Origin of the sequence: Bacillus mojavensis (assembly GCF_012648005.1) — a bacterium.
In the GTDB taxonomy this organism is placed as follows: Bacteria; Bacillota; Bacilli; order Bacillales; family Bacillaceae; genus Bacillus; species Bacillus mojavensis.
This window is the reverse complement of the sequence record NZ_CP051464.1, coordinates 825,554-848,606: the sequence shown is the minus strand read 5'-3', so window position 1 is coordinate 848,606 and position 23,053 is coordinate 825,554. Positions and strand designations below refer to the sequence as shown.

20 protein-coding genes and 1 pseudogene are annotated in these 23,053 nt (G+C 46.5%); 10 read left to right on the top strand and 11 right to left on the bottom strand.

All coding sequences use genetic code 11. The annotated features are described in order from the left end of the window. Window positions 1-436: 436 nt before the first annotated feature. Together HC660_RS04305 and HC660_RS04300 are read right to left on the bottom strand one after the other, a co-directional pair. On the bottom strand, window positions 437-1,852 hold the full coding sequence (locus HC660_RS04305; RefSeq protein ID WP_168747199.1) for an alanine/glycine:cation symporter family protein: 1,416 nt from the start codon (window positions 1,850-1,852) through the stop codon (window positions 437-439). 137 nt (window positions 1,853-1,989) lie between these two features. After that, window positions 1,990-2,382: a DnaJ family domain-containing protein gene (locus HC660_RS04300; RefSeq protein WP_168747198.1), complete on the bottom strand. Its 393-nt coding sequence runs from the start codon at window positions 2,380-2,382 to the stop codon at window positions 1,990-1,992. A 255-nt stretch (window positions 2,383-2,637) separates the two neighbouring features. On the opposite strand from HC660_RS04300, the gene ltaS reads away from it, so the two are divergent. Further along, on the top strand, window positions 2,638-4,587 hold the full coding sequence (ltaS, locus tag HC660_RS04295; RefSeq protein ID WP_168747197.1) for a lipoteichoic acid synthase: 1,950 nt from the start codon (window positions 2,638-2,640) through the stop codon (window positions 4,585-4,587). A gap of 34 nt (window positions 4,588-4,621) precedes the next feature. On the opposite strand, the gene nagE is transcribed toward ltaS, so the two are convergent. After that, complete coding sequence (nagE, locus tag HC660_RS04290) at window positions 4,622-5,980, bottom strand: N-acetylglucosamine-specific PTS transporter subunit IIBC (protein WP_168747196.1); 1,359 nt, start codon at window positions 5,978-5,980, stop codon at window positions 4,622-4,624. A 170-nt stretch (window positions 5,981-6,150) separates the two neighbouring features. Between nagE and map the strand changes: the two genes are divergently transcribed. The 4 genes from map to HC660_RS04270 all read left to right on the top strand — a co-directional run bounded on the left by map (window position 6,151) and on the right by HC660_RS04270 (window position 7,845). Next, a complete protein-coding gene (gene map / locus HC660_RS04285; RefSeq protein WP_010333379.1) occupies window positions 6,151-6,900 on the top strand; it encodes a type I methionyl aminopeptidase in 750 nt (249 codons plus the stop codon). 72 nt (window positions 6,901-6,972) lie between these two features. Then, window positions 6,973-7,287, top strand: coding sequence for a DUF3243 domain-containing protein (locus HC660_RS04280; RefSeq protein ID WP_010333378.1), 315 nt, complete (start codon window positions 6,973-6,975; stop codon window positions 7,285-7,287). Between the two features lie 105 nt (window positions 7,288-7,392). Beyond that, entirely contained in the window at window positions 7,393-7,548 is a 156-nt protein-coding gene (locus HC660_RS04275) for a hypothetical protein (RefSeq protein ID WP_010333377.1), read from the top strand. 159 nt (window positions 7,549-7,707) lie between these two features. Then, the gene (locus tag HC660_RS04270; RefSeq protein WP_010333376.1) at window positions 7,708-7,845 is read left to right on the top strand and encodes a YflJ family protein; all 138 of its coding nucleotides are present in this window, start codon (window positions 7,708-7,710) and stop codon (window positions 7,843-7,845) included. A 37-nt stretch (window positions 7,846-7,882) separates the two neighbouring features. Here HC660_RS04270 and HC660_RS04265 read toward each other — a convergent pair whose 3' ends face one another. After that, window positions 7,883-8,548 (bottom strand): MOSC domain-containing protein, encoded by a 666-nt coding sequence (locus HC660_RS04265; protein ID WP_168747195.1) that lies wholly within the window; start codon window positions 8,546-8,548, stop codon window positions 7,883-7,885. 66 nt (window positions 8,549-8,614) lie between these two features. On the opposite strand from HC660_RS04265, the gene HC660_RS04260 reads away from it, so the two are divergent. After that, window positions 8,615-8,890 (top strand): acylphosphatase, encoded by a 276-nt coding sequence (locus HC660_RS04260; protein ID WP_168747194.1) that lies wholly within the window; start codon window positions 8,615-8,617, stop codon window positions 8,888-8,890. Here HC660_RS04260 and nosA read toward each other — a convergent pair. From nosA to HC660_RS04230, 6 genes and pseudogenes are all read right to left on the bottom strand, one after another. After that, entirely contained in the window at window positions 8,881-9,972 is a 1,092-nt protein-coding gene (gene nosA, locus HC660_RS04255) for a nitric oxide synthase (protein ID WP_168747193.1), read from the bottom strand. The genes HC660_RS04260 and nosA overlap by 10 nt on opposite strands. Before the next feature lie 120 nt (window positions 9,973-10,092). Further along, on the bottom strand, window positions 10,093-10,887 hold the full coding sequence (locus HC660_RS04250; protein ID WP_168747192.1) for an MBL fold metallo-hydrolase: 795 nt from the start codon (window positions 10,885-10,887) through the stop codon (window positions 10,093-10,095). A 55-nt stretch (window positions 10,888-10,942) separates the two neighbouring features. Then, window positions 10,943-12,244, bottom strand: coding sequence for an Mg(2+)/citrate complex secondary transporter CitM (citM, locus tag HC660_RS04245; RefSeq protein ID WP_168747191.1), 1,302 nt, complete (start codon window positions 12,242-12,244; stop codon window positions 10,943-10,945). Window positions 12,245-12,442: 198 nt separating this feature from the next. Further along, window positions 12,443-13,402 (bottom strand): tripartite tricarboxylate transporter substrate binding protein, encoded by a 960-nt coding sequence (locus HC660_RS04240; RefSeq protein ID WP_168747190.1) that lies wholly within the window; start codon window positions 13,400-13,402, stop codon window positions 12,443-12,445. Between the two features lie 2 nt (window positions 13,403-13,404). Beyond that, entirely contained in the window at window positions 13,405-14,085 is a 681-nt protein-coding gene (locus HC660_RS04235; RefSeq protein ID WP_010333368.1) for a response regulator, read from the bottom strand. After that, window positions 14,057-15,689 (bottom strand): annotated as a pseudogene (locus HC660_RS04230) (sensor histidine kinase). The gene HC660_RS04235 and the pseudogene HC660_RS04230 overlap by 29 nt, the downstream one beginning before the upstream one ends. A gap of 233 nt (window positions 15,690-15,922) precedes the next feature. On the opposite strand from HC660_RS04230, the gene HC660_RS04225 reads away from it, so the two are divergent. The 4 genes from HC660_RS04225 to HC660_RS04210 are packed head-to-tail and all read left to right on the top strand — an operon-like array spanning window position 15,923 to window position 19,764. Next, a complete protein-coding gene (locus tag HC660_RS04225; protein WP_168747188.1) occupies window positions 15,923-17,299 on the top strand; it encodes a glycosyltransferase in 1,377 nt (458 codons plus the stop codon). Then, window positions 17,296-18,402, top strand: a complete 1,107-nt coding sequence (locus HC660_RS04220; RefSeq protein WP_168747187.1) for a glycosyltransferase — start codon at window positions 17,296-17,298, stop codon at window positions 18,400-18,402. The genes HC660_RS04225 and HC660_RS04220 overlap by 4 nt, the downstream gene beginning before the upstream one ends. Next, complete coding sequence (locus HC660_RS04215) at window positions 18,389-19,096, top strand: class I SAM-dependent methyltransferase (RefSeq protein ID WP_168747186.1); 708 nt, start codon at window positions 18,389-18,391, stop codon at window positions 19,094-19,096. The genes HC660_RS04220 and HC660_RS04215 overlap by 14 nt, the downstream gene beginning before the upstream one ends. Continuing rightward, the gene (locus HC660_RS04210) at window positions 19,093-19,764 is read left to right on the top strand and encodes a glycosyltransferase family protein (RefSeq protein WP_168747185.1); all 672 of its coding nucleotides are present in this window, start codon (window positions 19,093-19,095) and stop codon (window positions 19,762-19,764) included. Before HC660_RS04215 ends, HC660_RS04210 begins: the two co-directional genes overlap by 4 nt. 104 nt (window positions 19,765-19,868) lie before the next feature. On the opposite strand, the gene HC660_RS21340 is transcribed toward HC660_RS04210, so the two are convergent. Continuing rightward, window positions 19,869-22,757, bottom strand: a complete 2,889-nt coding sequence (locus tag HC660_RS21340; RefSeq protein ID WP_168747184.1) for an NTTRR-F1 domain — start codon at window positions 22,755-22,757, stop codon at window positions 19,869-19,871. Window positions 22,758-23,053 lie beyond the last annotated feature (296 nt).

The window sequence follows — 23,053 nt, the reverse complement described above, 5'->3', positions numbered from 1 at the left end:
TCCGTGAGCTCGAGGCCAACAAGGAAGGGCCGCTTTCTCCTATCTCAAGGAAAACACTATTAACAGAAGGCTGGGGTTTGACTTCGGAAATGGTCTGTGCGGATTTGTTGTATATATCGAAGGAATCGTAAATCTATTCAGGATCACGCCCTCCTTCCTTTTTGCGGCAACTGAAGGATGAAATAGAGAAAGAGGAGGAATCTCTGCCAATACGTTGTCTATTTCCAGTGTATTGGCAGAGACGAGTTTAAAACTATTATTTTGTCGGCGTCAAAATGCCTGATTGAAAAAATGAAAGGCGGCTAAAGGAGGTTCAAGAGAGGCTTTACAGAAAGCCTCAGAGTCAATAACGCTCATTAATGGGGTGATGCGATTGTGCTGCCTTTGTTCATCTATTTGATCATCAAGAGTTAGACGATGTTGAATTCCAAGACCACTACGAATTTTTAGCTTCTTTTGTTTGGTAAACAGGGCCCTGTTTCGTTTTTCTTCTATCTTTCAGGTAATACTGTTCAGATGTGAAAAATTCGGTATAGAGCGCTTTTACCTTCTTGCTCAATAATAACAGCGCAATCACATTCGGAACGAGAATGAAAGCTAACGCTAAGTCCAGAAAGCCCCAGATGGCTTTTGCTCCGCCTGCGGCACCTATGATAATAGCCGCTAAATAGACGAATTTAATGACATGTCCCGACAGCCGTCCGAATAGAAATTCAGCTTGTTTTACGCCGTAAAATATGACAACCATAATGGTCGAGACAACAAAAAAGACGAGAGAAATCGAAACGAAGTACCCTCCGCCAGCTCCGAAATAATGCTGAAATGCAGCCGTAGTCAATGCTGCTGGGTCATTTGAGGCGTCCTTCCCTGTCCAGACACCGGATGCAAGGACGACAAATGCCGTGGTGGTGCAGATAATCAAGGTGTCAATGACAATTCCGATCACAGACCAGAAGCCTTGTCTTACGGGGTGGTCAGTCATTGCCGCCGCATGTGCAATCGGGGCTGTTCCCATCCCGGCTTCATTAGAATACAGGCCGCGGGCAAACCCCCAGCGGATGGTTTCAGCCAAGGCAGCGCCTGCAAATCCTCCTGCTGCCGAAGAAGAAGTAAACGCATTCGAAAAAATAAGAGAGAAAAACACCGGCACAGATGAAAGATTCATTAGAACAATCAGGAGACCGGCTCCCGCGTATGCCCCTGCCATGAGAGGCACGACAAACTCAGTTACTTTTCCGATCCGCTTCACCCCGCCAATTACAACTAAACCAATCAAAAACGCGATGCCGATTCCGGCGTATATTTTATTGAAAGAAAACGTTTCGGCAAGAGAGACTGAAACTGAATTCCCCTGAACCATTATGCTTGGAATCAGCTCTACGATCAGTGCAACAGAAAAAAACACGCCGAGCCATTTCATGCGCAGTCCTTTTGTTATGTAATACATCGGTCCCCCGACAAATTCACCCTGCTCATTTTTTTCCCTGTAATGAACAGCAAGCACACTTTCTGAAAACTTAATCGCCATAGCAAATAAGGCAACCAGCCACATCCAAAAAACAGCCCCGGGACCGCCAAACATGATAGCCGCAGGCACCCCGACAATGTTCGCCGCCCCAATCGTCGAACTGAGGGCTGACGTCAATGCCTGAAGCGGCGTAACTGTCCCCTCTCCCTTCGGCTTTTTTCCTACGCTGCCGATCGTCTGCTTCAAAATGTATAGAGGATAGCGAAATTGAAAAAACTTCAGCAAAATGGTGAAGTACAATCCCGTCCCCGTCAGTAAGATGATTAGCGGGGGTCCCCACAGCCAATCAGATATACGCTCTACCCATTCCAATAGTCGTTCCATCCCATCACCCTTTACCCGTTTACGGGTCATTTCCCCACAGATGGAAAAACATAAACCTTTTAGAACAGACAGAACTGAGTCAAATTGAGGAAGAAAGGAAGCTGGATGGCTAAAAAACAGCCGTCTGGCAAGGAAAATTAAGTGGAAGAAGGTCTGTTTCGCCCAAGGCGATCATATACTTGATTCTTATAAAACGATGACGCCGGTTTGGAAAACATGCCTTTTTTGTCGGCAAGCTTATCGAGCATCAGCTGCTTCTCTGATTTTTTTCTTACTAATTGTTCACGTTCCTTTTCGTCATAGCACTTGGAGATTAAATGGTTGAGGGTCATAAGCTCTTTTTTAAGTGCCCCCTCATCATCAGCCATCCCTGCATTTTTTAACATACGATATCCCATCCGCAGAGATTCCGGCAAGTGGGCCGCATCATCCTTTGGCAGCGGTTTTCCCATTCCCGGCAGGTTGTCAAATTCTCCGTCTTTGATGGCGCGTTTAATCTTATCTTCAGACACAATATGAGAAAAATCCATCGTCCCACCTCTATTCATGTAATGAACATATTTTATCATACAGCTGTACAAACCATATTATTCCTTTATTGACAGAAAGAAACCTGTTTTTACATCTGGCGATTTCCTAGGAAAACGTTGATTCGACGGCGTTTTTCGCCACATTTTCCATCGGACGATTTTCACTTTTCTAATCAGCCGATTCGTGTTATATTGGATACGTTCGTTTTTTCTATCGTTTCGCTCGAACTGTGATCGGAAAAAAGGAGTGTAACAATGAAAACATTTATAAAAGAAAGAGGACTGGCCTTCTTCTTAATTGCGGTCGTCCTGTTATGGGTAAAGACGTATGTCGGTTATGTCCTGAACTTTAACTTAGGAATAGACAACACGATCCAGAAAATATTGCTTTTTGTGAATCCGCTCAGCTCAAGCTTATTCTTTCTTGGATTTGGACTTTTGTTCAAGAAAAAATTACAGCAGACAGCCATCATAGTGATTCATTTTTTAATGTCTTTTTTACTGTACGCAAACATTGTGTATTATCGATTCTTCAATGATTTTATTACGATTCCGGTCATTATGCAGGCTAAAACAAACGGCGGCCAACTCGGTGACAGCGCATTTTCGCTGATGAGACCGACTGACGCCTTTTACTTTATTGATACGATCATTCTGATTATCTTAGCGATTAAAGTGAACAAGCCTGCCGAGGCGTCGTCTAACAAAAAATCATTCCGAATCGTTCTTGCGTCTTCGATTCTCGTTTTCTTAATCAACCTGGCAGTTGCGGAATCAGACCGTCCTGAATTGCTGACTAGATCATTTGACCGAAACTACCTTGTCAAATATTTAGGAACATACAATTTCACGATTTATGATGCTGTGCAGAATGTCAAATCCAACAGCCAGCGCGCACTCGCCGATTCAAGTGACGTGACGGAAGTTGAGAACTACATGAAAGCCAATTACGATGTGCCGAACAATGTGTATTTCGGCAAAGCGGAAGGAAAAAACGTCATTTACGTTTCACTTGAATCTTTGCAGTCCTTTATCATCGACTATAAGATTGACGGCAAAGAAGTTACACCGTTCTTAAATAAACTGGCACACGATAACGAAACGTTCTACTTTGATAACTTTTTCCACCAAACAGGACAAGGTAAAACATCAGATGCGGAATTTATGATGGAAAACTCTCTGTATCCGCTGGCTCAAGGTTCCGTTTTCGTTAACAAAGCGCAAAACACGCTTCAATCCGTTCCGGCGATTTTGAAGTCTAAAGATTACACATCTGCTACGTTCCACGGGAATACGCAGACGTTCTGGAACCGAAACGAAATGTACAAAGCGGAAGGCATCGATAAGTTCTTCGACTCTGCCTACTATGACATGAACGAAGAAAACACGAAAAACTACGGCATGAAAGACAAACCGTTCTTCAAAGAATCAATGCCGCTGTTAGAAAGCTTGCCGCAGCCGTTCTATACGAAGTTCATTACCCTGTCGAACCACTTCCCATTCGGAATGGATGAGGGGGATACGGACTTCCCGGCTGGAGACTTTGGTGACTCTGTCGTCAACAACTACTTCCAGTCAGCCCATTACCTTGATCAGTCCATTGAACAATTTTTCAATGACCTGAAAAAAGACGGGTTATATGATAAATCGGTTATCGTGATGTACGGAGACCACTACGGCATCTCTGAAAACCACAATAACGCGATGGCCAAAGTGCTTGGCAAAGATGAAATTACCGATTATGACAACGCCCAGCTTCAGCGGGTGCCGCTCTTTATCCATGCTGCCGGCGTGAAGGGCGAAAAAGTTCATAAATATGCCGGAGACGTCGATGTGGCTCCAACCCTTCTGCATTTGCTCGGAGTGGATACGAAAGACTACTTGATGTCCGGTTCTGATATTTTATCTAAAGAACACCGTGAAGTGATTCCGTTCCGTAACGGAGACTTTATATCACCGAAGTACACGAAAATATCCGGCAAGTACTATGACACAAAAACCGGTAAACAGCTTGATGAATCTGAGATCGACAAGTCAGAAGACTCACTCGTCAAGAAGGAACTCGAAATGTCCGATAAAATCATAAACGGAGACCTGCTGCGTTTCTACAACCCGAAAGGTTTTAAAAAGGTGAACCCTTCCGATTATGATTACACAAAACACGGCGAAGATTCAGAGACGTCAACAGAAGACGAAGATAAATAAGAAAAAAGCAGAGAGGCCAGCCTCTCTGCTTTTTCTATTTCACCGCAGCACGTAATTCCTCTGCCGCAAACTCGACATTCGGGCCAATAATGACTTGTACTGATTGCCCGCCCGATTTGACGACTCCTTTTGCGCCTGCTTTCTTTAATAACGCTTCATCCACTAAAGAAGTATCTTTCACTGTCAGTCTCAGCCTTGTCGCACAGTGATCAATCGTCTGCAGGTTTTCTTTTCCGCCAAGCCCCTTCAGCATGATGTTTTCATTGACAGACTGTGCTGTGTTCTCATCCAGCACCTCACCCAAGTCATCATCTTCCCGTCCCGGCGTTTTCAAATTCAACGTCTTAATTAAGACGTAAAACACGACAAAGTATACAGCCGCATAGCATATACCTACCAGAAGCAGAAGCAGCGGCTTTTCTGCAATTCCGTAGCTCAAAAGATAATCGATGGCACCGGCTGAAAAAGAAAATCCAGAGCGTATGCCGAGCAAATTAACGATGAATAACGACAGTCCGGTTAAAACTGCATGCACAGCGTATAACAGCGGAGATAAAAACATAAATGCAAACTCAATCGGCTCCGTAATTCCTGTGATAAAGGCAGTCAAAGCAAAACCAATCATCATTCCGGCCGTTGCTTTTCGTTTTGACGGCTTGGCAGTCACAATCATTGCCAGACATGCGGCCGGAAGACCGAACATCATAATCGGGAAGAAGCCCGTCATGTATGTGCCCGCTGTCGGGTCTTTAGCGAAAAAGCGCGCCAAATCGCCTGTCACTCCGTTATATTCGCCGAATTGGAACCAGAAAATATTATTCAGCACGTGGTGAAGACCAAGCGGAATTAACAGCCTGTTGAATAAACCGAATATGCCCGCGCCGATCCCGCCAAGCCCAAGCATCCACTCCCCAAACGCGTTAATTCCCGATTGAATTGGTGGCCATATCGCACCGAATATCCCTGCTAAAATGATTGTGAAAATAGCGGTGACAATCGGCACAAGCCGTCTGCCGCTAAAGAATCCGAGATATTCCGGCAGTTTTGTATCCTTGAAGCGGTTATAGGTGTAACCCGCTATTAAACCGGCAATAATTCCCCCAAATACCGCCATGTTGTTTGCTTCATTAATTGATTTTGTTGCCGCGTCGAGCATCAGATACGATATCGCCCCTGATAAACCCGCGGCCCCATTGCTGTCCTTTGAAATGCCGATGGCAATCCCAATCGCAAAAATAAGCGGCAGGTGATCAAAAACAGCAGTTCCCGCTTGATAAACAAACGGGATATCGAATAAATCCTCCCTGCCAAGTGCAAGGATAATCCCGACTGCAGGCAAAACCGCAATCGGGAGCATAAATGACTTTCCAAGCTTTTGTAAAAATGAAAGCATACCCATCCCCCTCTTACCCTTTTTTAAAAATATACCATACAAGATATCTAGTGATCTATACCAATTTTCCCGGCCTATTTCTTTTTTCTCAGGTTCGTGTGTTTCCTATTCTAGAGCCAATTGTGGTAAGCTTAAACTAGATTATTTAAAAAAGAAAGCGGGAATGACAGATGATTGTAACAAACGATCAAGAATTAGAAGGCCTGAAAAAAATCGGCAGAATCGTAGCGCTGGCGCGTGAAGAAATGAAGCGGAAAGCAGAGCCCGGCATGAGTACAAAAGACCTTGACCTTATCGGAAAAGCGGTGCTTGACGAGCATGGCGCTGTTTCGGCTCCGGAAAAAGAATACGACTTTCCCGGTGTTACATGCATCAGTGTAAATGATGAAGTGGCGCACGGTATTCCAAGCACATCCACTATTTTAAAAGCCGGAGATCTTGTGAACATTGATATCTCTGCTGAATTCGGTGGGTTCTACTCCGATACAGGCATCTCATTTGTGCTCGGTGAAGGAGAAGAACGCCTTCATAAGCTATGCCAATGCGCGGAGGATGCCTTCCAAAAAGGCCTGCAGCAGGCAAAAGCCGGCAAGCGCCAAAATCAGATTGGGAGAGCCGTTTATCATGAAGCACGTTCTCAAGGATTTACCGTCATTAAAACCTTGACCGGCCACGGAATCGGCAGAAGCCTTCACGAAGCGCCGAACCACATCATGAACTATTATGATCCATTTGATAACGCACTCTTCAAAAACGGCACAGTGATTGCACTTGAACCATTCATTTCAACAAAAGCGGAAACCATCGTCGAAGCTGGAGACGGCTGGACCTTTAAGACGCCGGATAAAAGCATGGTCGCCCAAGTTGAGCACACCATCGTCATCACCAAAGACGAGCCGATTATCCTGACAAAGCTGTAAAAACACATTTCGTATGTTTAACCTCCTCCTTTTACAGGTAAATCATCACTATTCACAGGAGGAGGCACTGTAATGAACAGAGATCAAGAAAAAATCCAAATTGAAAACGAAATGAATGCAATGCACGGAACAATAAAAGAAGAAATTTTAAAAGACTTTGAAGAATTTAAAGACTACCTGAAAAAACAAGTTAACCGGGGCAAGAAATTAGGATTAGATGACGGCAAGCTTGTCAAAAGCGCTGCGATCCTGGGAGACTACCTCGCGAAACATGAAGAGCCGCAAAACGGCGAAGAAATGCTGCTTCAGGAACTTTGGAGCGTTGCGGATGATGATGAGAAAAATCATTTGGCACAGCTATTAGTCAAATTGGTTGAGAAACAATAAAACACCTAAGCCGGGCGTATGCCCGGCTTCTTTATATTGTCACAGCCCGGCCCATCCAGATATGCTACACTAGGATTAATGTCTGTGAAAGGAGCCTTTGTCCGCATGTGGTTTATTATTTTTGGAATCGTCTTTTTCATTGAAGGCATCATCATGACCGTTTTCGGCGTGAAGAAAAAAAACGGGATGCTTACATATATCGGTATTGTGTTCAGCATCATGACACTTGGCATTGTCGTGCTGAAACTCACCGGGCATTAAAATCATATTCAGCGTTTACTCCGCATATACATACAGGAAGAACGTTCGCATCACTAGTGCGAAAGACTCAGTTTCCCCCGCATCTCTTTTCAGCATCTTTTGATAGATGTTACAATGCCAATCGTTTGGTCAATCAGATAGGGAAAGGAGTTTTCTGACATGCATTACGGCAGTAAAGGCTGGTATGTAGCAGAATTAAAAAAGCAGGGCATCACGAAATATGAAGGAAGAAAGCTTCAAAGCTATAAAACCTATTTTCTTGCCAACCTGCTTGAAACAAAGAAAAAACAATCCTGACATGGTGAAGCCGCGCACGTTTAGATGCGCGGCTTTTTTATTGAATCGAAAGCAGCCTGTCCCGTTTTTTGATAAAGGAAGATCTCCAGCTTTCAGACAATGCTTCTTCACTTAACATCCGTTCAATGGCAGTGAGATTTTTTGTGTCATGGTATTTGATATGGTTTGCGAATTGGACGGATATGCCTTTTTCGCCTCTGGACAGCAGTTCGAGCTTTGCATCCGGAGCGACCCTGCCCTCTTCCAGCACGCGAAAATAAAATCCTGTATATCCGGTTTGCTGAACTTTCAGCACCATATCCTTCACACCAAACTTTTTGGCCAGTTTTATACACGGCTGACGCGGCTGGCTGACCTGAACAACGGCATCATCAAGCTGAAAGACATCCCCTACGCAAACGTCCTCCTCAGTCAGGCCTTGCACCGTGAGATTTTCACCAAACGCGGCGGCCGGGAGCGATCTGGAGAGAAACTCCGTCCAAAACGGATAGTGCTCCGCGGGATAGACACAGACAGCCTTATCAGGGCCGCCATGATTGACGAGGTCTGCCTGTCCGTCTCCTTCAAAATTCTCCCGATACAGCATAACCGCGGAAGCAGCCGGCCGCTTCATGATGCCGGTCTCTATTTTCTTTCCATCGTATTCAAGCGTCTGCGGCTTTCCCAGGTTAAGAGAAAGAATGGAATAATGCGCTGATGTCATACGAACACATCCCCTTTACAGTATATAAAATGATTGATTATCATAAAAAGAAAAGGTGGTTTTTACATGCTTCAATATCGAATCGTTGCAGACGGCCGGGTTCAAGGAGTCGGTTTCCGCTACTTTGTTCAAGCGGAAGCCGATAAGCATAAACTCACCGGCTGGGTCAAAAACCGTGAAGACGGGCGTGTCGAGATTTTGGCCGAAGGGCCGGAAAACGCCTTGCAATCATTTCTTGAGGCCGTGAAGAAAGGCAGCCCCTTTTCAAAAGTTACCGGCATCTCTGTCACTGAATCCAGCAGCCTTGAAGGCCATCATCGGTTTTCAATAGTCTATTCGTAAGGCTTATCCTGATAAAAGTAATTCGGCTTGACGGTTGAATTGTCATAGGACCTGTGAAAAATATGTGTGGAAGCTGGTGAAATCGGCGGAATTAGCCATGTCCAGTCACCCGTCAGCTTTCTGCCCGCTTCTTCCTCCTGCTCTTCAAACCGTTTAAACTGGCTTGCAGCCGTGTGATGATCAACGATGCTGACGCCGTGCGTTTTATATGAATGCAAAACAGCTTTATTCAATTCAACAAGCGCCTGATCCTTCCATAAATCCGCATTGTAATCAGTGGCCATACCGATAACGGATGCCACTTTTTTGAGCTTATCATACCGCTTTTCATCAGCCAGGTTTCTCGCACCGATCTCCGTTCCCATATACCAGCCGTTAAATGGTGCGGCATTATAATGAACGCCGCCGATCTCAAGCCTCATATCCGCAATAATCGGCACGCCGTACCATTGCAGCTTCAGGTCAGAAAACGCTTCGAATTCCGGGTGGGTCAGCGGAACTTCTATCACCAGTGACCGGGGCAGCTCATACCAGACCGGCTGTTGGTCACCCTTCATGCGGAAAATAAGCGGCAGCAAATCAAAATCAGTCCGCTCTCCGCGCCAGCCAAGCTGCTCACAGGCTGCGGTAAGAGAACGGGAAGCAGGATCGCCGATTCTTTCTCCGTCGGAATCGTATCCCGCGTACCGGATCAGCTGATGATTCCAGATCTCTACCTGCTTTTCGCCCTTCTCTTCCGGAGGGAAAATCGTAATCGTCGGCCTGATTTTCCCGTTATTTGTTGCGGTTTCAATGTGATGAAATAAAGCGTCCCGCACTTCTTCTTTTGTCCGGACGTCACGTCTGTCAATGACATTCAGCGAATTCCAGAATAGTCTCCCGATGCAGCGGTTGCTGTTTCTCCAAGCCATTTTCGCCCCGTGCGCCAGCTCTTCCTTTGTATGTACATAGCTTCCAGTTCGGTCAATCTCACTTTTAATATCATCGAGACGGTCTTGCACTTCATCCTCCTTTCCGAGTTCCTGATAGCAATTGGCAATAAACGCTTTCGCTTCATTCCATAGTATTTCTTTATCTTCCAACAAACTCTCCTCCAAATCGCATTCATGCTTCTCATTGTATCGTTTTTGAGCGGGAAGACAAATGATTTTTCTGCATCTTCTTGGAAAAACAAATAAAAAAAACACCCGCGTTTGCGAGTGTCAAAGGGATGATAAATGATTGGCCAATTCCATTAAATCACTGCGAAAGTTTCTGCCTGTCATTGGGATGCCGTGCCCGGTCAGCAGCGCTTCCGGTTCTAGTTCGGCAAGTCTTTGAATGGACTCGGCGGCCGTCTCGGTGTCAGGTGTGAAATAAGCCGGCGGGCCGTGAAGCTCCTGTTTTTGAATGAAGACGTCCGCCATTTTTTCCTGTTCAACTGTAATCACCGCATCACCTGCGACAAGCACATGGCCGTCCTCGCGGAATAGTGAAATATGGCCGGGTGTATGGCCAGGTGTGGCGATCCAGATCCACTCGTCCAGAAACGGAACAGTGCCGTCTTCAGGCAATGCTTGAACATGAGAGGAAATATCGATTGAGTGGCGCGGAAACAGCGGCGACAGCTTGGCGACCAGCCCGCTTTTGCTGTCTGGCCGCGCCGGCGGATAATCCTCTTTTCCGGTTACAAAAGGCATCTCCCGCGAATGAATATAAACAGGAACATCCCAATGCTCAAGGATCTCTTCAATGGCCCCGATATGATCAAAGTGCCCGTGTGTCAGAATAATGGCTTTCAAGTGATAGTCATCGCCGAATCTCTGTTTTGCTTCGTTTAGAATCATGCCGGCTGATTGAGGCATGCCGGCATCTATTAAAATAAATGAATGAGGTTCAGAAGGATATTGAATAAAATAGACATTCGCAATTTGCACGGTCAGACCATGTACACCCTTTGCGGCTTCGAACCCAGTCCCGCTTCTGACTGAAGTCAGCGGCATATAAGGATCACTCATGTAGACACCTCCGGTACGTTGTATGCCGTTAGTGTATGTCATTCCGCCCGAATTATCATGCAGAAATCGAAATGGCACCGATCAATAAAGCGGTAACCGTCATGACAATCACGGCGAGAACCGCCCATTTCAAAGCGAATTTTTGATGATCGTCAATGGAGACTCCGACAAGCCCGACAAGCAAATGTGTTGATGGCACAAGCGGGCTCAGCATATGAATCGGCTGGCCGATAATCGAAGCCCTGGCAATTTCCACTTTATCCACACCGTATGCGACAGCCGTTTCTGATAAAATCGGCAGCACTCCGTAAAAATACGCGTCATTTGGCATGAGATATGTGAAAATGCCGCTAGTTAAGGCTACAATCGCCGGGATAAACCCGCCCATTTGTTCAGGAATCATCGACACAAGCGAAATCGCCATTTCATCAACCATTTTGGTGCCTGTTAAAATTCCCGTAAAAACGCCGGCTGCAAAGATCATGGAGCCAATGGCCAGTACGTTGCTTGAATGTGCTGAAATACGCTGTCTCTGATGATCGAGGTTCGGATAATTCACAATAAGTGCAATACAGAATGCGATGACAAACAGCACCGTTAAACTGACTTTGCCTGATACTAAAAACCCTATCAGTAAAAGCGTTAACAACAAATTGAACCACCAAAGCTTCGGCCGCTTCCACTCATCTTCAACCGCAGCGGCTGGTTCGTTGACATCGGCCGGCTGTTTCAGTTCAATCACACCGAGCCGTTTGCGCTCCGCTTTACCCAGAACATACGAAACTGCGACCATACAAAGCATTCCGCTTGCGATCACAGGGATCATCGGCCCGGTCAGCTCAGCCGGATCAACCCCGAGCGCGCTCGCCGCCCGCGGCGTCGCGCCTCCCCATGGAATCGTATTCATAATCCCCATGCCGACTCCGGCGATTCCCGCCAATATAATCGGCCGGATGCCGAGCAGCAGATAGAGCGGAAGCATCGCGCTTGTTGTAATCATATAGGTTGTTGAACCGTCTCCATCCAAAGCAACGAGCATCGTAAGAACCGCTGTCCCGACAACGATTTTTAACGGATCGCCTTTGACCATATTTAATATTTTTGCAACCATCGGATCAAAAAGCCCAGTATCAATCATAATTCCAAAATATAAAATCGCAAACATAATCATAACAGCCGTCGGCGCCACCTGCTGAATCCCCGAGATCATCATATCGCCAACTTCAGTGAACCCGAAACCGGCTATCAGCGCAAACACAATCGGCGTCAAAACCAATGCGGTCAGGACAGAAAGCCGTTTTGTCATGATCAGTACCATAAACACAAGCATCATAAGAAATCCTAAGATTGCTAACACATTCATTCCCCCTTTAAATGAATCCGCTTACATTTCATCCCCTATTCCCCTTTTGCCTTTTTGTCATCGTATGAGAAAAACGGTCTCAAGTAAATAATTTGGTTTTTATGTATTTTTAATTTTTTAAAACCGTTTTGTTCTTTTTGGTCATTTCTCCAACACAAAAAAGCATTCCGCATACGGCAGAATGCTTTTTGCTTAATTGCCTGTCATAATGGTTTGATAAAACGCTGATTGTTCTTCAAGAAACCGTTTCGTTTCCTTGCTGTTTAAATAAAAGCTTTCCCAATCCTGCTCATTTATTTTCTTTTTCCATTCGGGCGAGGATGTCACCTTTTTTAATGCTTGGTCCCAGTAAGAAATCTCTTCCTCAGACATGTTTTTCGGTCCCAGCACCCCTCTCCAATGAGAGAAGACAAACGGAATGCCCTGTTCTTTCCACGTCGGCACTTTTGGAAAACCGGGCAGCCTTTTCTCTGACGTGACGGCGGCTAATGTAATCTCGCCGTTTCGCTCGTACGGCTTGGCTTCTGAAACGGTCATGGAAGCTGCTTCAACTTCATGTCTGATAAGCGCCTGAATCAATTCTTCACTGCTGTCAAACTGTAAAAACTCAATGTCAAAAGGATCAATCCCGTACATATCAGCGGCTCTGACGAATGAGAGCTGATCGTCATTGCCAAGGCCCGGAGAAAAACCGATTTTGACTTTGCCTGGATGCATCTTGATTTCCTTCAGCACATCCTTCCCGCTTTTCATAGACGATCCTTTCGGAAGAGCGACAGTCTGCCATTCCTTAGCGAGAATCGCCAGAGGCGTAAAATCATCTGTTTTTAAATTACTTTGTCCAAGCAGGTAATTGCTCAGGATTAAACTGGACATCATACTGATGGTCTGCTTACCGCTTTGGTTGACATATTTCCAGCCTTTGTCGCCTCCGCTCCCGGGCTTATACACAATATGAATACTGCCTTTCATCAGCTGTTTTTGCCTGAGCACGGATTGGATGGCCTGCGCCGTTACATCCCAGCCCCCGGAAGGCTCGGCAGGCACAACGATCTCAACTGGCCCGTCCGGCAGTCGGGGAGCGGCCGCCTGCCGGATATCACCTTGTGTGAAGACTAATAGACAAATGAATATGATCACAATTTTTCTCATGACTATTCTGCCGCCAAATAATATTTTCTCTCCGGTCTGCCGATAATCCCGTACTCCAGCTCGGCCCGCGCTTCTTCCTTAGACACAAGATACTCGGCATAACGGCGGGCTGTTGTTCGTGACGCGCCCATTGTTTCTCCGAGTTCTTCCGCTGTCATCCCTCCGGCCGCAGTACGCAGCGCCTCTTTGATTTTTTTCAGTGTGATCGGATTGATGCCTGTCGGCAAATTCTCCGCAGTGACAGCTTCCTTAGGGGCGCCCCCGAAAATATGGTCAATCATGGATTGGCTGACCTCCGGCTGAGACAGCAGCACCTGCCTTTTTTCTTTATACTGGAGCAGCACCTGCTTGAACTTATCAGCCGTTACGGGCTTTATCAAATAGTTTGCGATTCCCGCCCGTAGCGCTTCCTGTAAGTGGCGGGTTTCCGTTGCGGCTGTAATGATCATAATATCAACGTCCGGAAACCGTCTCCGTATCTCTGGAATCAATGCTGTTCCGAGCTCGTCCGGCATATAAATATCCAATAACAGCAAATCCGTTTTGTGTGTCTTTAAAAGCAACATTGTCTCTTTGGCATTACCCGCTTTGCCGATAATGCTGAATCCATCTAGCTGCTGAATCAATCTCTCATGGATTTGCGCAACCCGAAAATCATCCTCCGCAATCACGATGTGAATCAAATGGATTCCCCCTTTGTCTGTTTCTCCTTCGGTATAAAAACAGTAAATACCGCTCCCCCGCTTTTTTGATTTGTCAGTTCGATCCAGCCTCCCAGTTCACGCACTGACTCTTTTACGTTGGCGAGCCCGTAGCCTCTCTTCATCCCCTTTGAAGAGTAGCCTCTTTCAAACACCGCTTCCATCTTATCGGGCGGCACTCCCGCCCCTGTATCAGATACTTCGATAACAACATCCCGTCCGATATCTGTAATAAAACATGAGACCTCCTGTACGCTTTGATCTGCTACAGCTTCGAAAGCGTTATCAATTAAGTTGCCGATAATCGTAATGAGATGAGACAAGCCGACATGAGGAGGAAGAGGTCCTAGTGTGCTGTTGTCATCGATCGACAGCTTCACCTTTTTTTCCGATGCTTTGCTCATCTTTCCTAACAAAATCGCCTGCACCTGCTGCGAATGAATGTTTTGGAATAAAATATCATGCTGTTCATTTTGGATGGCGTATTCCTCTTTAATCAGTTCAATCGCTTCCTCATATTCGCCAAGCTCAAGCAGCCCTAAAATCGCGTAGAGCTTATTGGAAAATTCATGAGTCTGGGCGCGCAGGTCCTCTGAGTATTTCCGCACCTCTGTCAGCGTGTCAATCAGCTTTTTCAGTTCTGTTTTTTCTCTGAAGCTGATAACGATTCCGTACCTCTGTCCGCCTTGTGTCATGACTTTTGTATTGATAATAAAGACTTGGTCGTTGACACATACCTCCTGATTCGATTGCATTTCTTCCTGCTCAAGCACAGACATCAGTTCTGCTCCCGGCATTACGTCATCAATAGGCACGTTCATCACAGGCTCAGAAAGCTTAAGCATCTCAGCCGCTGATACGTTCATCATCGTCACAATGCCTTCACGGTTGGTGGCGATGATCCCTTCCTTAATCGCCCGCAGCATCGCATCCCGCTCCCGATAGAGAGAGGCAATTTCGTGCGGTTCAAGGCCAAGCGTATCCTTTCTGATGCTTTTGGCAAGCGCGGCGGCACCGGCAAATCCAAGCAGCAGCACGAGTACAGCCATGAAGCTTAAGTCTCGCAGATGTCTCTTAATGCCTTGCTCTGTCTTCGTTTGCAGAAAATCAACGGACACGCTGCCGATCACTTGGCTGCGCCCCTTTTGTTCCTCGATAATCGGTGCGCTGCCACGAATCACCCTTTGTCCATCCGCTTTTGTCTCTGAGACGTGAGAGCCTCCAAACAGGATTTCTCTGCTTCTCGTCAGATGCTTATTTTCGCTATTGTCCGAGGCGATTCGGACCATTCCTTTTTCATCAAGCACATAAATGGCATAAGCGCCGGTCTGTTCTTTCATTTGTTCAATGACCTCCTGCGCCTCGGCAGCTTGCCCGTCTTTCGTCACGATGAGTCCCTTTGCCGGCGGCATATAGGAAATCGTTCTCGCCGTCTGCACCGCCAGCTGCTCTGCCTGTTTTCGCCCTTCTTTTGTTTGCTGAACGGCAAACGTGACCGTTAGCACGCCAATCACAAAGATCAGCAGCGCCGCAATCAACCCCATTATTTTCGTTTGCAGAGAAAAATGGAAACGCTTTTTCACCACAGCACCAGCCGTCCTTTCTACCTAGATCATACCATTTTTCTCCCGTAAATTTTCTTATTTTTCAAAATCCATTTCATTGATGATCAGAGTTTATGATTCAGATCATGATTTTTCCTCTCCAGATTTCCAGCAGCCTGTTTTGCTGAACACTCCTTTTTTCAGGAAGGAATCATTCCATCTGAACATTTCGATATATATATAGTATCTGAATGATTTGGTGAAGGGCGGTGGTTATGGTGAAAACGAGTATTATTGTGCTGACTTATAATCAATTGGCGCTGACAAAACAATGCTTGGAGAGCATATGGACGCATACCGATGATGACTGTATAGAAGTGATTGTTGTAGATAACGGCTCTCATGACGGGACACAGGACTACCTCAAACAGATTCCTTCAATCAAAACGATTTTTAATGAAACAAACAAGGGGTTCGCGAAAGCCTGCAATCAAGGCCTTGAGGCCGCTTCTGGAGACAATGTTCTTTTTTTAAACAATGATACTGTTGTGACGAATCATTGGCTGGAGCCAATGATCAAGCTGCTTTATCATAATGATAAAATCGGCATGGTCGGGCCTGTAAGCAATTATGTCAGCGGTCCTCAGCAAATTTCAGTTGATTACACCAGTTTAGAAGGAATTGAAGATTTTTCTCAGCGCCATTGCATGCGGCACCGGGGCAAATCAAGAAGCGTTTTAAGGCTGGTCGGATTTTGCCTTCTTGTCAAAAAAGAGGTGCTGGACAAAATCGGCTGCTTTGACGAGCGTTTTGGAGGCGGTTCATTTGAGGACGATGATTTGTGCCTTCGCGCTCTGCAGGCCGGTTATCAGCTGAAAATCGCCCTTGATTCGTTCGTGCATCATCACGGGCATGCCACGTTTTCCGGCAATCCGGATGTAAGTATCAGCCGACTATATCAGGTCAACCGCCAAGCCTTCGTAGATAAATGGAAGCAGGATGTGACGGCTTTTATTGATCCCCAGCCAGAGCTGACAGCCCTTGTGCCTTCAAAAGCCCGCTCCATCCTGCATATCGGCTGCGGCGCAGGAGCTGCGGGTGCAGAGCTGTTGAACCGGCAAACCTGTACATTGCACGGCATTGAAGAAGATACATTGCTACGTACAATAGCAAGCGCCTATTATGAACAAGTCACTTCTGCCGATACCGAAACATGCCGCCTTCCTTATCCTGAAGCTTTTTTCGATGCCATTTTGATAGGAGACCTTTTGAACTGCGCGATGTATCCCCAGCGAACGATTGAAGCTCTTGCCCTTTATCTAAAGCCTTCAGGTTCATTGATTTGCAGCATCCCGAATACAGCTTATGCAGACACGCTTTTCTCATTATTATGCGGAACACCGGCACACACACATTTCATCACGCCTCAAAACGTGAACACACTATTTCCCGAACACCTTTATGACATAAAATCAACCACCTCTCATTCAGCCGTTCCTGAATCGAACATACAGCTATTTTTACAAGAAGCTGAATATCTTGCCGGGCAATTTGGTTTGCCTTTAGATGACTTGTCAAAACATGCTCAAATTGATTACATGTTTGTCCATGCAATGAAGAAAAAACAGCCTGAAGCGGAGGTGGCGATTTGATTTCTATCAGTCTATGTATGATCGTGAAAAATGAGGAAGCCGTCATCGGCCGCTGCTTAGATTCTGTGCGGAGGATTGCTGATGAAATTAACATCGTGGATACCGGCTCAGTTGATCAGACGAAAGACATCGCTGCCCGTTATACAGACCGTATCTTTGATTTTGAATGGATAGACGATTTTGCGGCCGCTCGAAATTTTTCGTTTCAGCAGGCAACAGCTGACTATATTTTATGGCTTGATGCCGATGATGTGTTTACCGAGAAGGATCAAGAACTGTTCTTGGAACTAAAAAGAACGCTTGATCCGCATATTGACGCGGTATCAATGAACTATCACCTGGCGTTTGATGAAGAAGGCAACGTCACATCCAGCTTACGAAGATACCGGCTCGTAAAACGGGAAAGGGGCTTTAAGTGGATCGGCGCGGTCCATGAATATTTAGAGGTGTACGGAAATCTCCAACACAGTGACGCAGCGGTTTCTCATATGCCGCTTAGTCATGACGCTCACCGAAATCTGCGAATTTATGAAAACATGGCCTCGTCAGGGAAGGATTTTTCGCCAAGAGATTTATTTTACTATGCAAACGAGCTGTGTGATCACGGAAAAATAGAAAAAGCGATAGAATACTATTTGCGTTATTTGAAAACCAAGCAGGGGTGGGTCGAGGATAATATCAGAGCATGCAATAAATTAGCAGATTGCTATCATTCATTGGGATTGAAGGAAAAAGAATTAAGCTGGGTGCTCCACACGCTCGTCTACGGGCCTCCCAGAGCGGAAACGTGCTGCAGATTGGGGTTCTCTTTTTTAGAAAAAAACGATGTCCAAAGCGCGGTCTATTGGTATGAAAAAGCAATTGAAAATAGAGGCTCAGAAAGCTTGGCTTTTCAAAACCGCGCCTGTGCCACCTGGCTGCCTCACTTACAATTAGCTGTCTGCTACGATAAGCTTGGCCAGCATCAGCTTGCCTATCAGCATAATGAATCGGCTTTACAATACCGTCCTCATGATTCAAGAATGCTTGCCAACAAAACATACTTTGAAGAGATCCTGCAGCAGCAGGCTGGCTCCGGAGGTGAACATCATGGAAATCAATAAAAGGTCACTTGCTGATTCTATGAAAGAATATGAGCGAAAAGATAAAGAATATTACAAAGGCATCAACCGGCAGCTGTTTGACCTGGTAGAACCCCATGCGAAAACCATTCTTGAAGTCGGTTGTGCTGAAGGCCTGTTTGGCGCAGCTGTTAAGAAAAAAACGAAATGCTCCTATTATGGGATTGAATCATATCCGCCCGCTGCCGAAAAAGCCGCTCATCACATTGACGAAGTGATAACAGGAGACATCGAAACACTGAAGCTGCCTTTTGAAAAAAACACATTTGATCACATCATCTTCGGGGATGTATTGGAGCACTTAATAGACCCTTGGGCAGTGTTAGCTAACATGAAGCCTTACGTAAACGAAACAGGGAGCATTTTGGCAAGCATTCCGAATATCGGGCATATCTCAATTTTTGAAAGTCTGCTGTCCGGCAAATGGACGTATACACAGGCTGGGCTGCTCGATAAAACACACTTCCGTTTCTTCACCTTGCAGGAAATGAAGAAAATGTTTCATGAAACGGGTTACAAGGTCAGCCAAATTGAGCCTATTTCCTTTACGACTCACTATTACGAAAAAATGATCAGCAAACTGGCACATGTCAAAGCCAACATGGGAATTCACCATGCAAATTTCGAGGAGGAAGCCAGGGCCTATCAATATGTCATAAAGGCGCAAAAAAGATGAAACAGCATCTAAATGAAAATTCCATTTGCTTCATTACATGTGTTAATGATGACACCCTTTATGACCTCTGCCTGAGACATATCCAGTCTCTATCAGTGCCGCCGCATATGGAGGTTGAGTTAATTGATATACGAAAGGCTGACAGTATGGCCTCCGGCTACCAGGCGGCAATGCATCAGTCAGACGCAAAATATAAAGTGTATGTCCATCAGGATACATTTATCATCAATCGTTCATTTATTTACGATATCCTGCATGTCTTTCAGCAGAACGATGCGCTTGGCATGATAGGCGTCATAGGAGCTGAAGAAGTGCCGCAAAGCGGAATTTGGTGGGAGGCTTCTAAAAAAGCGGGAAAAGTCATTGAATATCGCAGTACGTATAGCTATTTGTCGTTTGATGAGATAGACGAGACCGTAAAAACAGTTGAAGCATTAGACGGTTTATTGCTGGCCACCCAGTACGATCTCCCGTGGCGGAAAGAGATCTTTGACGGCTGGCATTTGTATGATACTTCGCAATGCTTTGAGTTCAGGAAAAAGGGGTATTTGGTCGGCATCCCCCATCAAAAAGAGCCATGGGTCATACATGCATGCGGCAATGAGTTTGATTCTGACCAGTATTCTGATTACCTTGAAAAATTTTTGAGGGAGTACTTTCAAACATGATAAGTCTTCCATTGAGCACAACAAGAAACCTACTTTTTTATAAAGTAGGTTTCTTGTTTCATATGCTTGAATTTTAAAAAAGAAGTGACTCTCATTCTCTATTATTAAGGGAACCTAATAGCATTTATATCTAGGTTTAGTGCGGAGCTGCCACTCACATTACTTACTGTGGTAAAAATTATCCTAACCTCATAAGCAGTCGTGCCTGTGACTGTTGTAGCATCTACATACGTTGTAGCCATTGGAAATCTTGACGTAATGGCAACATTAACATTTCTTTGGACAGCGCGTGTGTCTATCAATACTCCGTTTCTATAAATTCTGGTTTGGAAAGTAAAGTTCGAGTTAGCTGTCGTTGTCACATCAACAGAAATGGCAAGATCTAATTTTATTAATTGGCCAGCGACTGTTGGCAGACTTAAAGTTCCAATTGACGTTTCAGTACCGTTAACAGCAACTGTAACTGGGCCTGCTACCTCATTGTAAAACAGCTGCGGATTTGCCCCGGTTGGTCCGGTTGGTCCGGTGACTCCCGTTGATCCTGTTGGTCCTGTTGCTCCTGTTGATCCCGTTGGTCCAGTTACTCCGGTTGGTCCTGTTGATCCTGTTGCACCTGTTGATCCCGTCGCTCCTGTTGATCCCGTGACTCCCGTTGATCCTGTTGATCCGGTTGGTCCTGTTGATCCCGTGACTCCCGTTGATCCTGTTGGACCTGTTGATCCTGTTGATCCCGTCGCTCCCGTTGATCCTGTTGGACCTGTTGATCCTGTTGATCCTGTTGGACCTGTTGATCCAGTCGCTCCCGTTGATCCCGTCGCTCCCGTTGATCCTGTGACTCCCGTTGCTCCGGTTGATCCCGTGACTCCCGTTGGACCTGTTGGTCCGGTTGATCCTGTTGATCCGGTCGCACCGGTTGATCCTGTTGGACCTGTTGGTCCTGTTGATCCTATTGATCCCGTGACTCCCGTTGGACCTGTTGGTCCGGTTGATCCTGTTGGTCCGGTTTCTCCCGTTGGTCCGGTTGCTCCGGTTACTCCTGTTGCACCTGTTGGTCCTGTTGATCCCGTGACTCCCGTTGATCCTGTTGGTCCTGTTGATCCCGTTGCTCCGGTTACTCCGGTTGCTCCGGTTACTCCTGTTGCACCTGTTGATCCAGTCGCTCCCGTTGATCCTGTTGGACCTGTTGATCCAGTCGCTCCGGTTACTCCTGTTGCACCTGTTGCTCCGGTTTCTCCCGTTGGTCCAGTTACTCCTGTTGGTCCGGTTGATCCCGTCGCTCCCGTTGATCCCGTGACTCCCGTTGATCCTGTTGCTCCGGTTGGTCCTGTTGATCCCGTGACTCCCGTTGATCCTGTTGGACCTGTTGGTCCGGTTGATCCAGTCGCTCCCGTTGATCCCGTGACTCCCGTTGGACCGGTTGATCCCGTTGATCCGGTTACTCCTGTTGATCCTGTTGATCCCGTTGATCCTGTTACTCCTGTTGATCCTGTTGATCCTGTTGATCCGGTTGCACCTGTTGGTCCGGTTTCTCCTGTTGCACCTGTTGATCCCGTTGATCCCGTGACTCCCGTTGGACCGGTTGATCCCGTTGATCCGGTTACTCCTGTTGGTCCTGTTTCTCCCGTTGCTCCGGTTACTCCGGTTGCTCCGGTCGGTCCGGTTGATCCCGTTGATCCGGTTACTCCGGTTGCACCGGTCGGTCCTGTTGATCCCGTTGATCCGGTTAGTCCGGTTGCACCTGTTGATCCGGTCGCTCCCGTTGATCCGGTTTCTCCTGTTGCACCGGTTGATCCCGTGACTCCGGTTGCTCCGGTTGATCCGGTTGATCCGGTTGCTCCTGTTTCTCCCGTTGGTCCAGTTACTCCTGTTGGTCCGGTTGGACCGGTTGATCCGGTTGATCCGGTTGCTCCTGTTGATCCCGTCGCTCCCGTTGATCCTGTTGCTCCGGTTGATCCCGTGACTCCCGTTGGACCGGTTGATCCCGTTGATCCGGTTACACCTGTTGCTCCAGTCGCTCCCGTTGATCCCGTGACTCCCGTTGGACCTGTTGGTCCGGTTTCTCCTGTTGCACCTGTTGATCCGGTTACTCCTGTTACACCAGTTGGTCCAGTCGCTCCTGTTGATCCCGTGACTCCCGTTGGTCCGGTTACTCCGGTTGCACCGGTCGGTCCTGTTGATCCCGTTGCTCCGGTTGGTCCTGTTGTTCCGGTTGCTCCTGTTGGTCCGGTTACTCCGGTTGCACCGGTCAGTCCGGTTGCTCCGGTTGCTCCTGTTGGTCCTGTTTCTCCCGTTGCTCCTGTTGCTCCTGTTGATCCCGTTGCTCCGGTTTCTCCTGTTGGTCCTGTTGGTCCGGGTGATCCGGTTGATCCCGTTGCTCCTGTTGATCCCGTTGCTCCTGTTGCACCGGTTGATCCTGTTGATCCCGTTGGACCGGTTGATCCTGTTGCACCAGTTGGTCCGGTTGCTCCCGTTGATCCTGTTGGACCGGTTGATCCTGTTGATCCTGGAGGACCTGTTGGCCCGGTCGGTCCAATCCCCCCAGCAGACTCTATTAAAGAAACATCATCAATTAGAACAGACCCAAAAGTAGTTTTACTTATTACCACTACTGCGTTTACTGCTTCAGCGGGGGTTTCAATTGTTCTATATATTTCATTCCATGTATTAAATGAGACATTTGGCAATTTTCCAGTAGCAATGATAAATTTCTGTCCGCCTTCAATTTGTTCTCCTTCACTGTTAACGAATAAAATTTGTATAGTGACTTGAGGACTTGGATTGTTCCCCGTTTTCCCAAGCGAAACAGTGAATATAAGAGATTGTCCAGAAACGACAGGCACGATCTGCCCTAAAAAAGCATAAGGCTGGCTGCTGATAAACTGTGCGGAATAGCTTCCAGAATGGGCAAAAGTATTAATAAGGGACGTATTTGCAAAAGCCCACCCCGTCAGATTGCCGGTTTCAAAACCTCCATTTACAATCACATTATTCACCCTACATCATTCCCCGCCCTCTTTTCTTAGTTCCAGCTATTATATGCAGCAAAACTATCATCGGTCTGTAAGGTCACTAGCAAAAATAAAAAAAGGTGATTGTCCCTGCATCACCTTTTTTCCCTGTATTTGCGGAAAACCTGTTGCATGAAAAACACGAATTGCCGCATCTAAGCTAGATATGCTGAAAGTACGCCGGACATTTCTCACTAGGTTAAGCAATCACCTGCCATTCATCATCTGTTACTCACGCCCTGAAGTAATGCGATCAAACATAAAAAAAGGCAGACCGCGTC

Coding starts and splice junctions, on each gene's coding strand:
- HC660_RS04305 (WP_168747199.1), bottom strand. CDS start 1,852: ATGGAACGACTATTGGAATGGGTAGAGCGTATATCTGATTGGCTGTGG.
- HC660_RS04260 (WP_168747194.1), top strand. CDS start 8,615: ATGCTTCAATATCGAATCGTTGCAGACGGCCGGGTTCAAGGAGTCGGT.
- HC660_RS04275 (WP_010333377.1), top strand. CDS start 7,393: ATGTGGTTTATTATTTTTGGAATCGTCTTTTTCATTGAAGGCATCATC.
- nagE (WP_168747196.1), bottom strand. CDS start 5,980: ATGCTTTCATTTTTACAAAAGCTTGGAAAGTCATTTATGCTCCCGATT.
- HC660_RS04270 (WP_010333376.1), top strand. CDS start 7,708: ATGCATTACGGCAGTAAAGGCTGGTATGTAGCAGAATTAAAAAAGCAG.
- HC660_RS04250 (WP_168747192.1), bottom strand. CDS start 10,887: ATGAGTGATCCTTATATGCCGCTGACTTCAGTCAGAAGCGGGACTGGG.
- HC660_RS04300 (WP_168747198.1), bottom strand. CDS start 2,382: ATGGATTTTTCTCATATTGTGTCTGAAGATAAGATTAAACGCGCCATC.
- HC660_RS04280 (WP_010333378.1), top strand. CDS start 6,973: ATGAACAGAGATCAAGAAAAAATCCAAATTGAAAACGAAATGAATGCA.
- HC660_RS04240 (WP_168747190.1), bottom strand. CDS start 13,402: ATGAGAAAAATTGTGATCATATTCATTTGTCTATTAGTCTTCACACAA.
- HC660_RS04215 (WP_168747186.1), top strand. CDS start 18,389: ATGGAAATCAATAAAAGGTCACTTGCTGATTCTATGAAAGAATATGAG.
- HC660_RS04225 (WP_168747188.1), top strand. CDS start 15,923: ATGGTGAAAACGAGTATTATTGTGCTGACTTATAATCAATTGGCGCTG.
- ltaS (WP_168747197.1), top strand. CDS start 2,638: ATGAAAACATTTATAAAAGAAAGAGGACTGGCCTTCTTCTTAATTGCG.
- map (WP_010333379.1), top strand. CDS start 6,151: ATGATTGTAACAAACGATCAAGAATTAGAAGGCCTGAAAAAAATCGGC.
- HC660_RS04210 (WP_168747185.1), top strand. CDS start 19,093: ATGAAACAGCATCTAAATGAAAATTCCATTTGCTTCATTACATGTGTT.
- HC660_RS04265 (WP_168747195.1), bottom strand. CDS start 8,548: ATGACATCAGCGCATTATTCCATTCTTTCTCTTAACCTGGGAAAGCCG.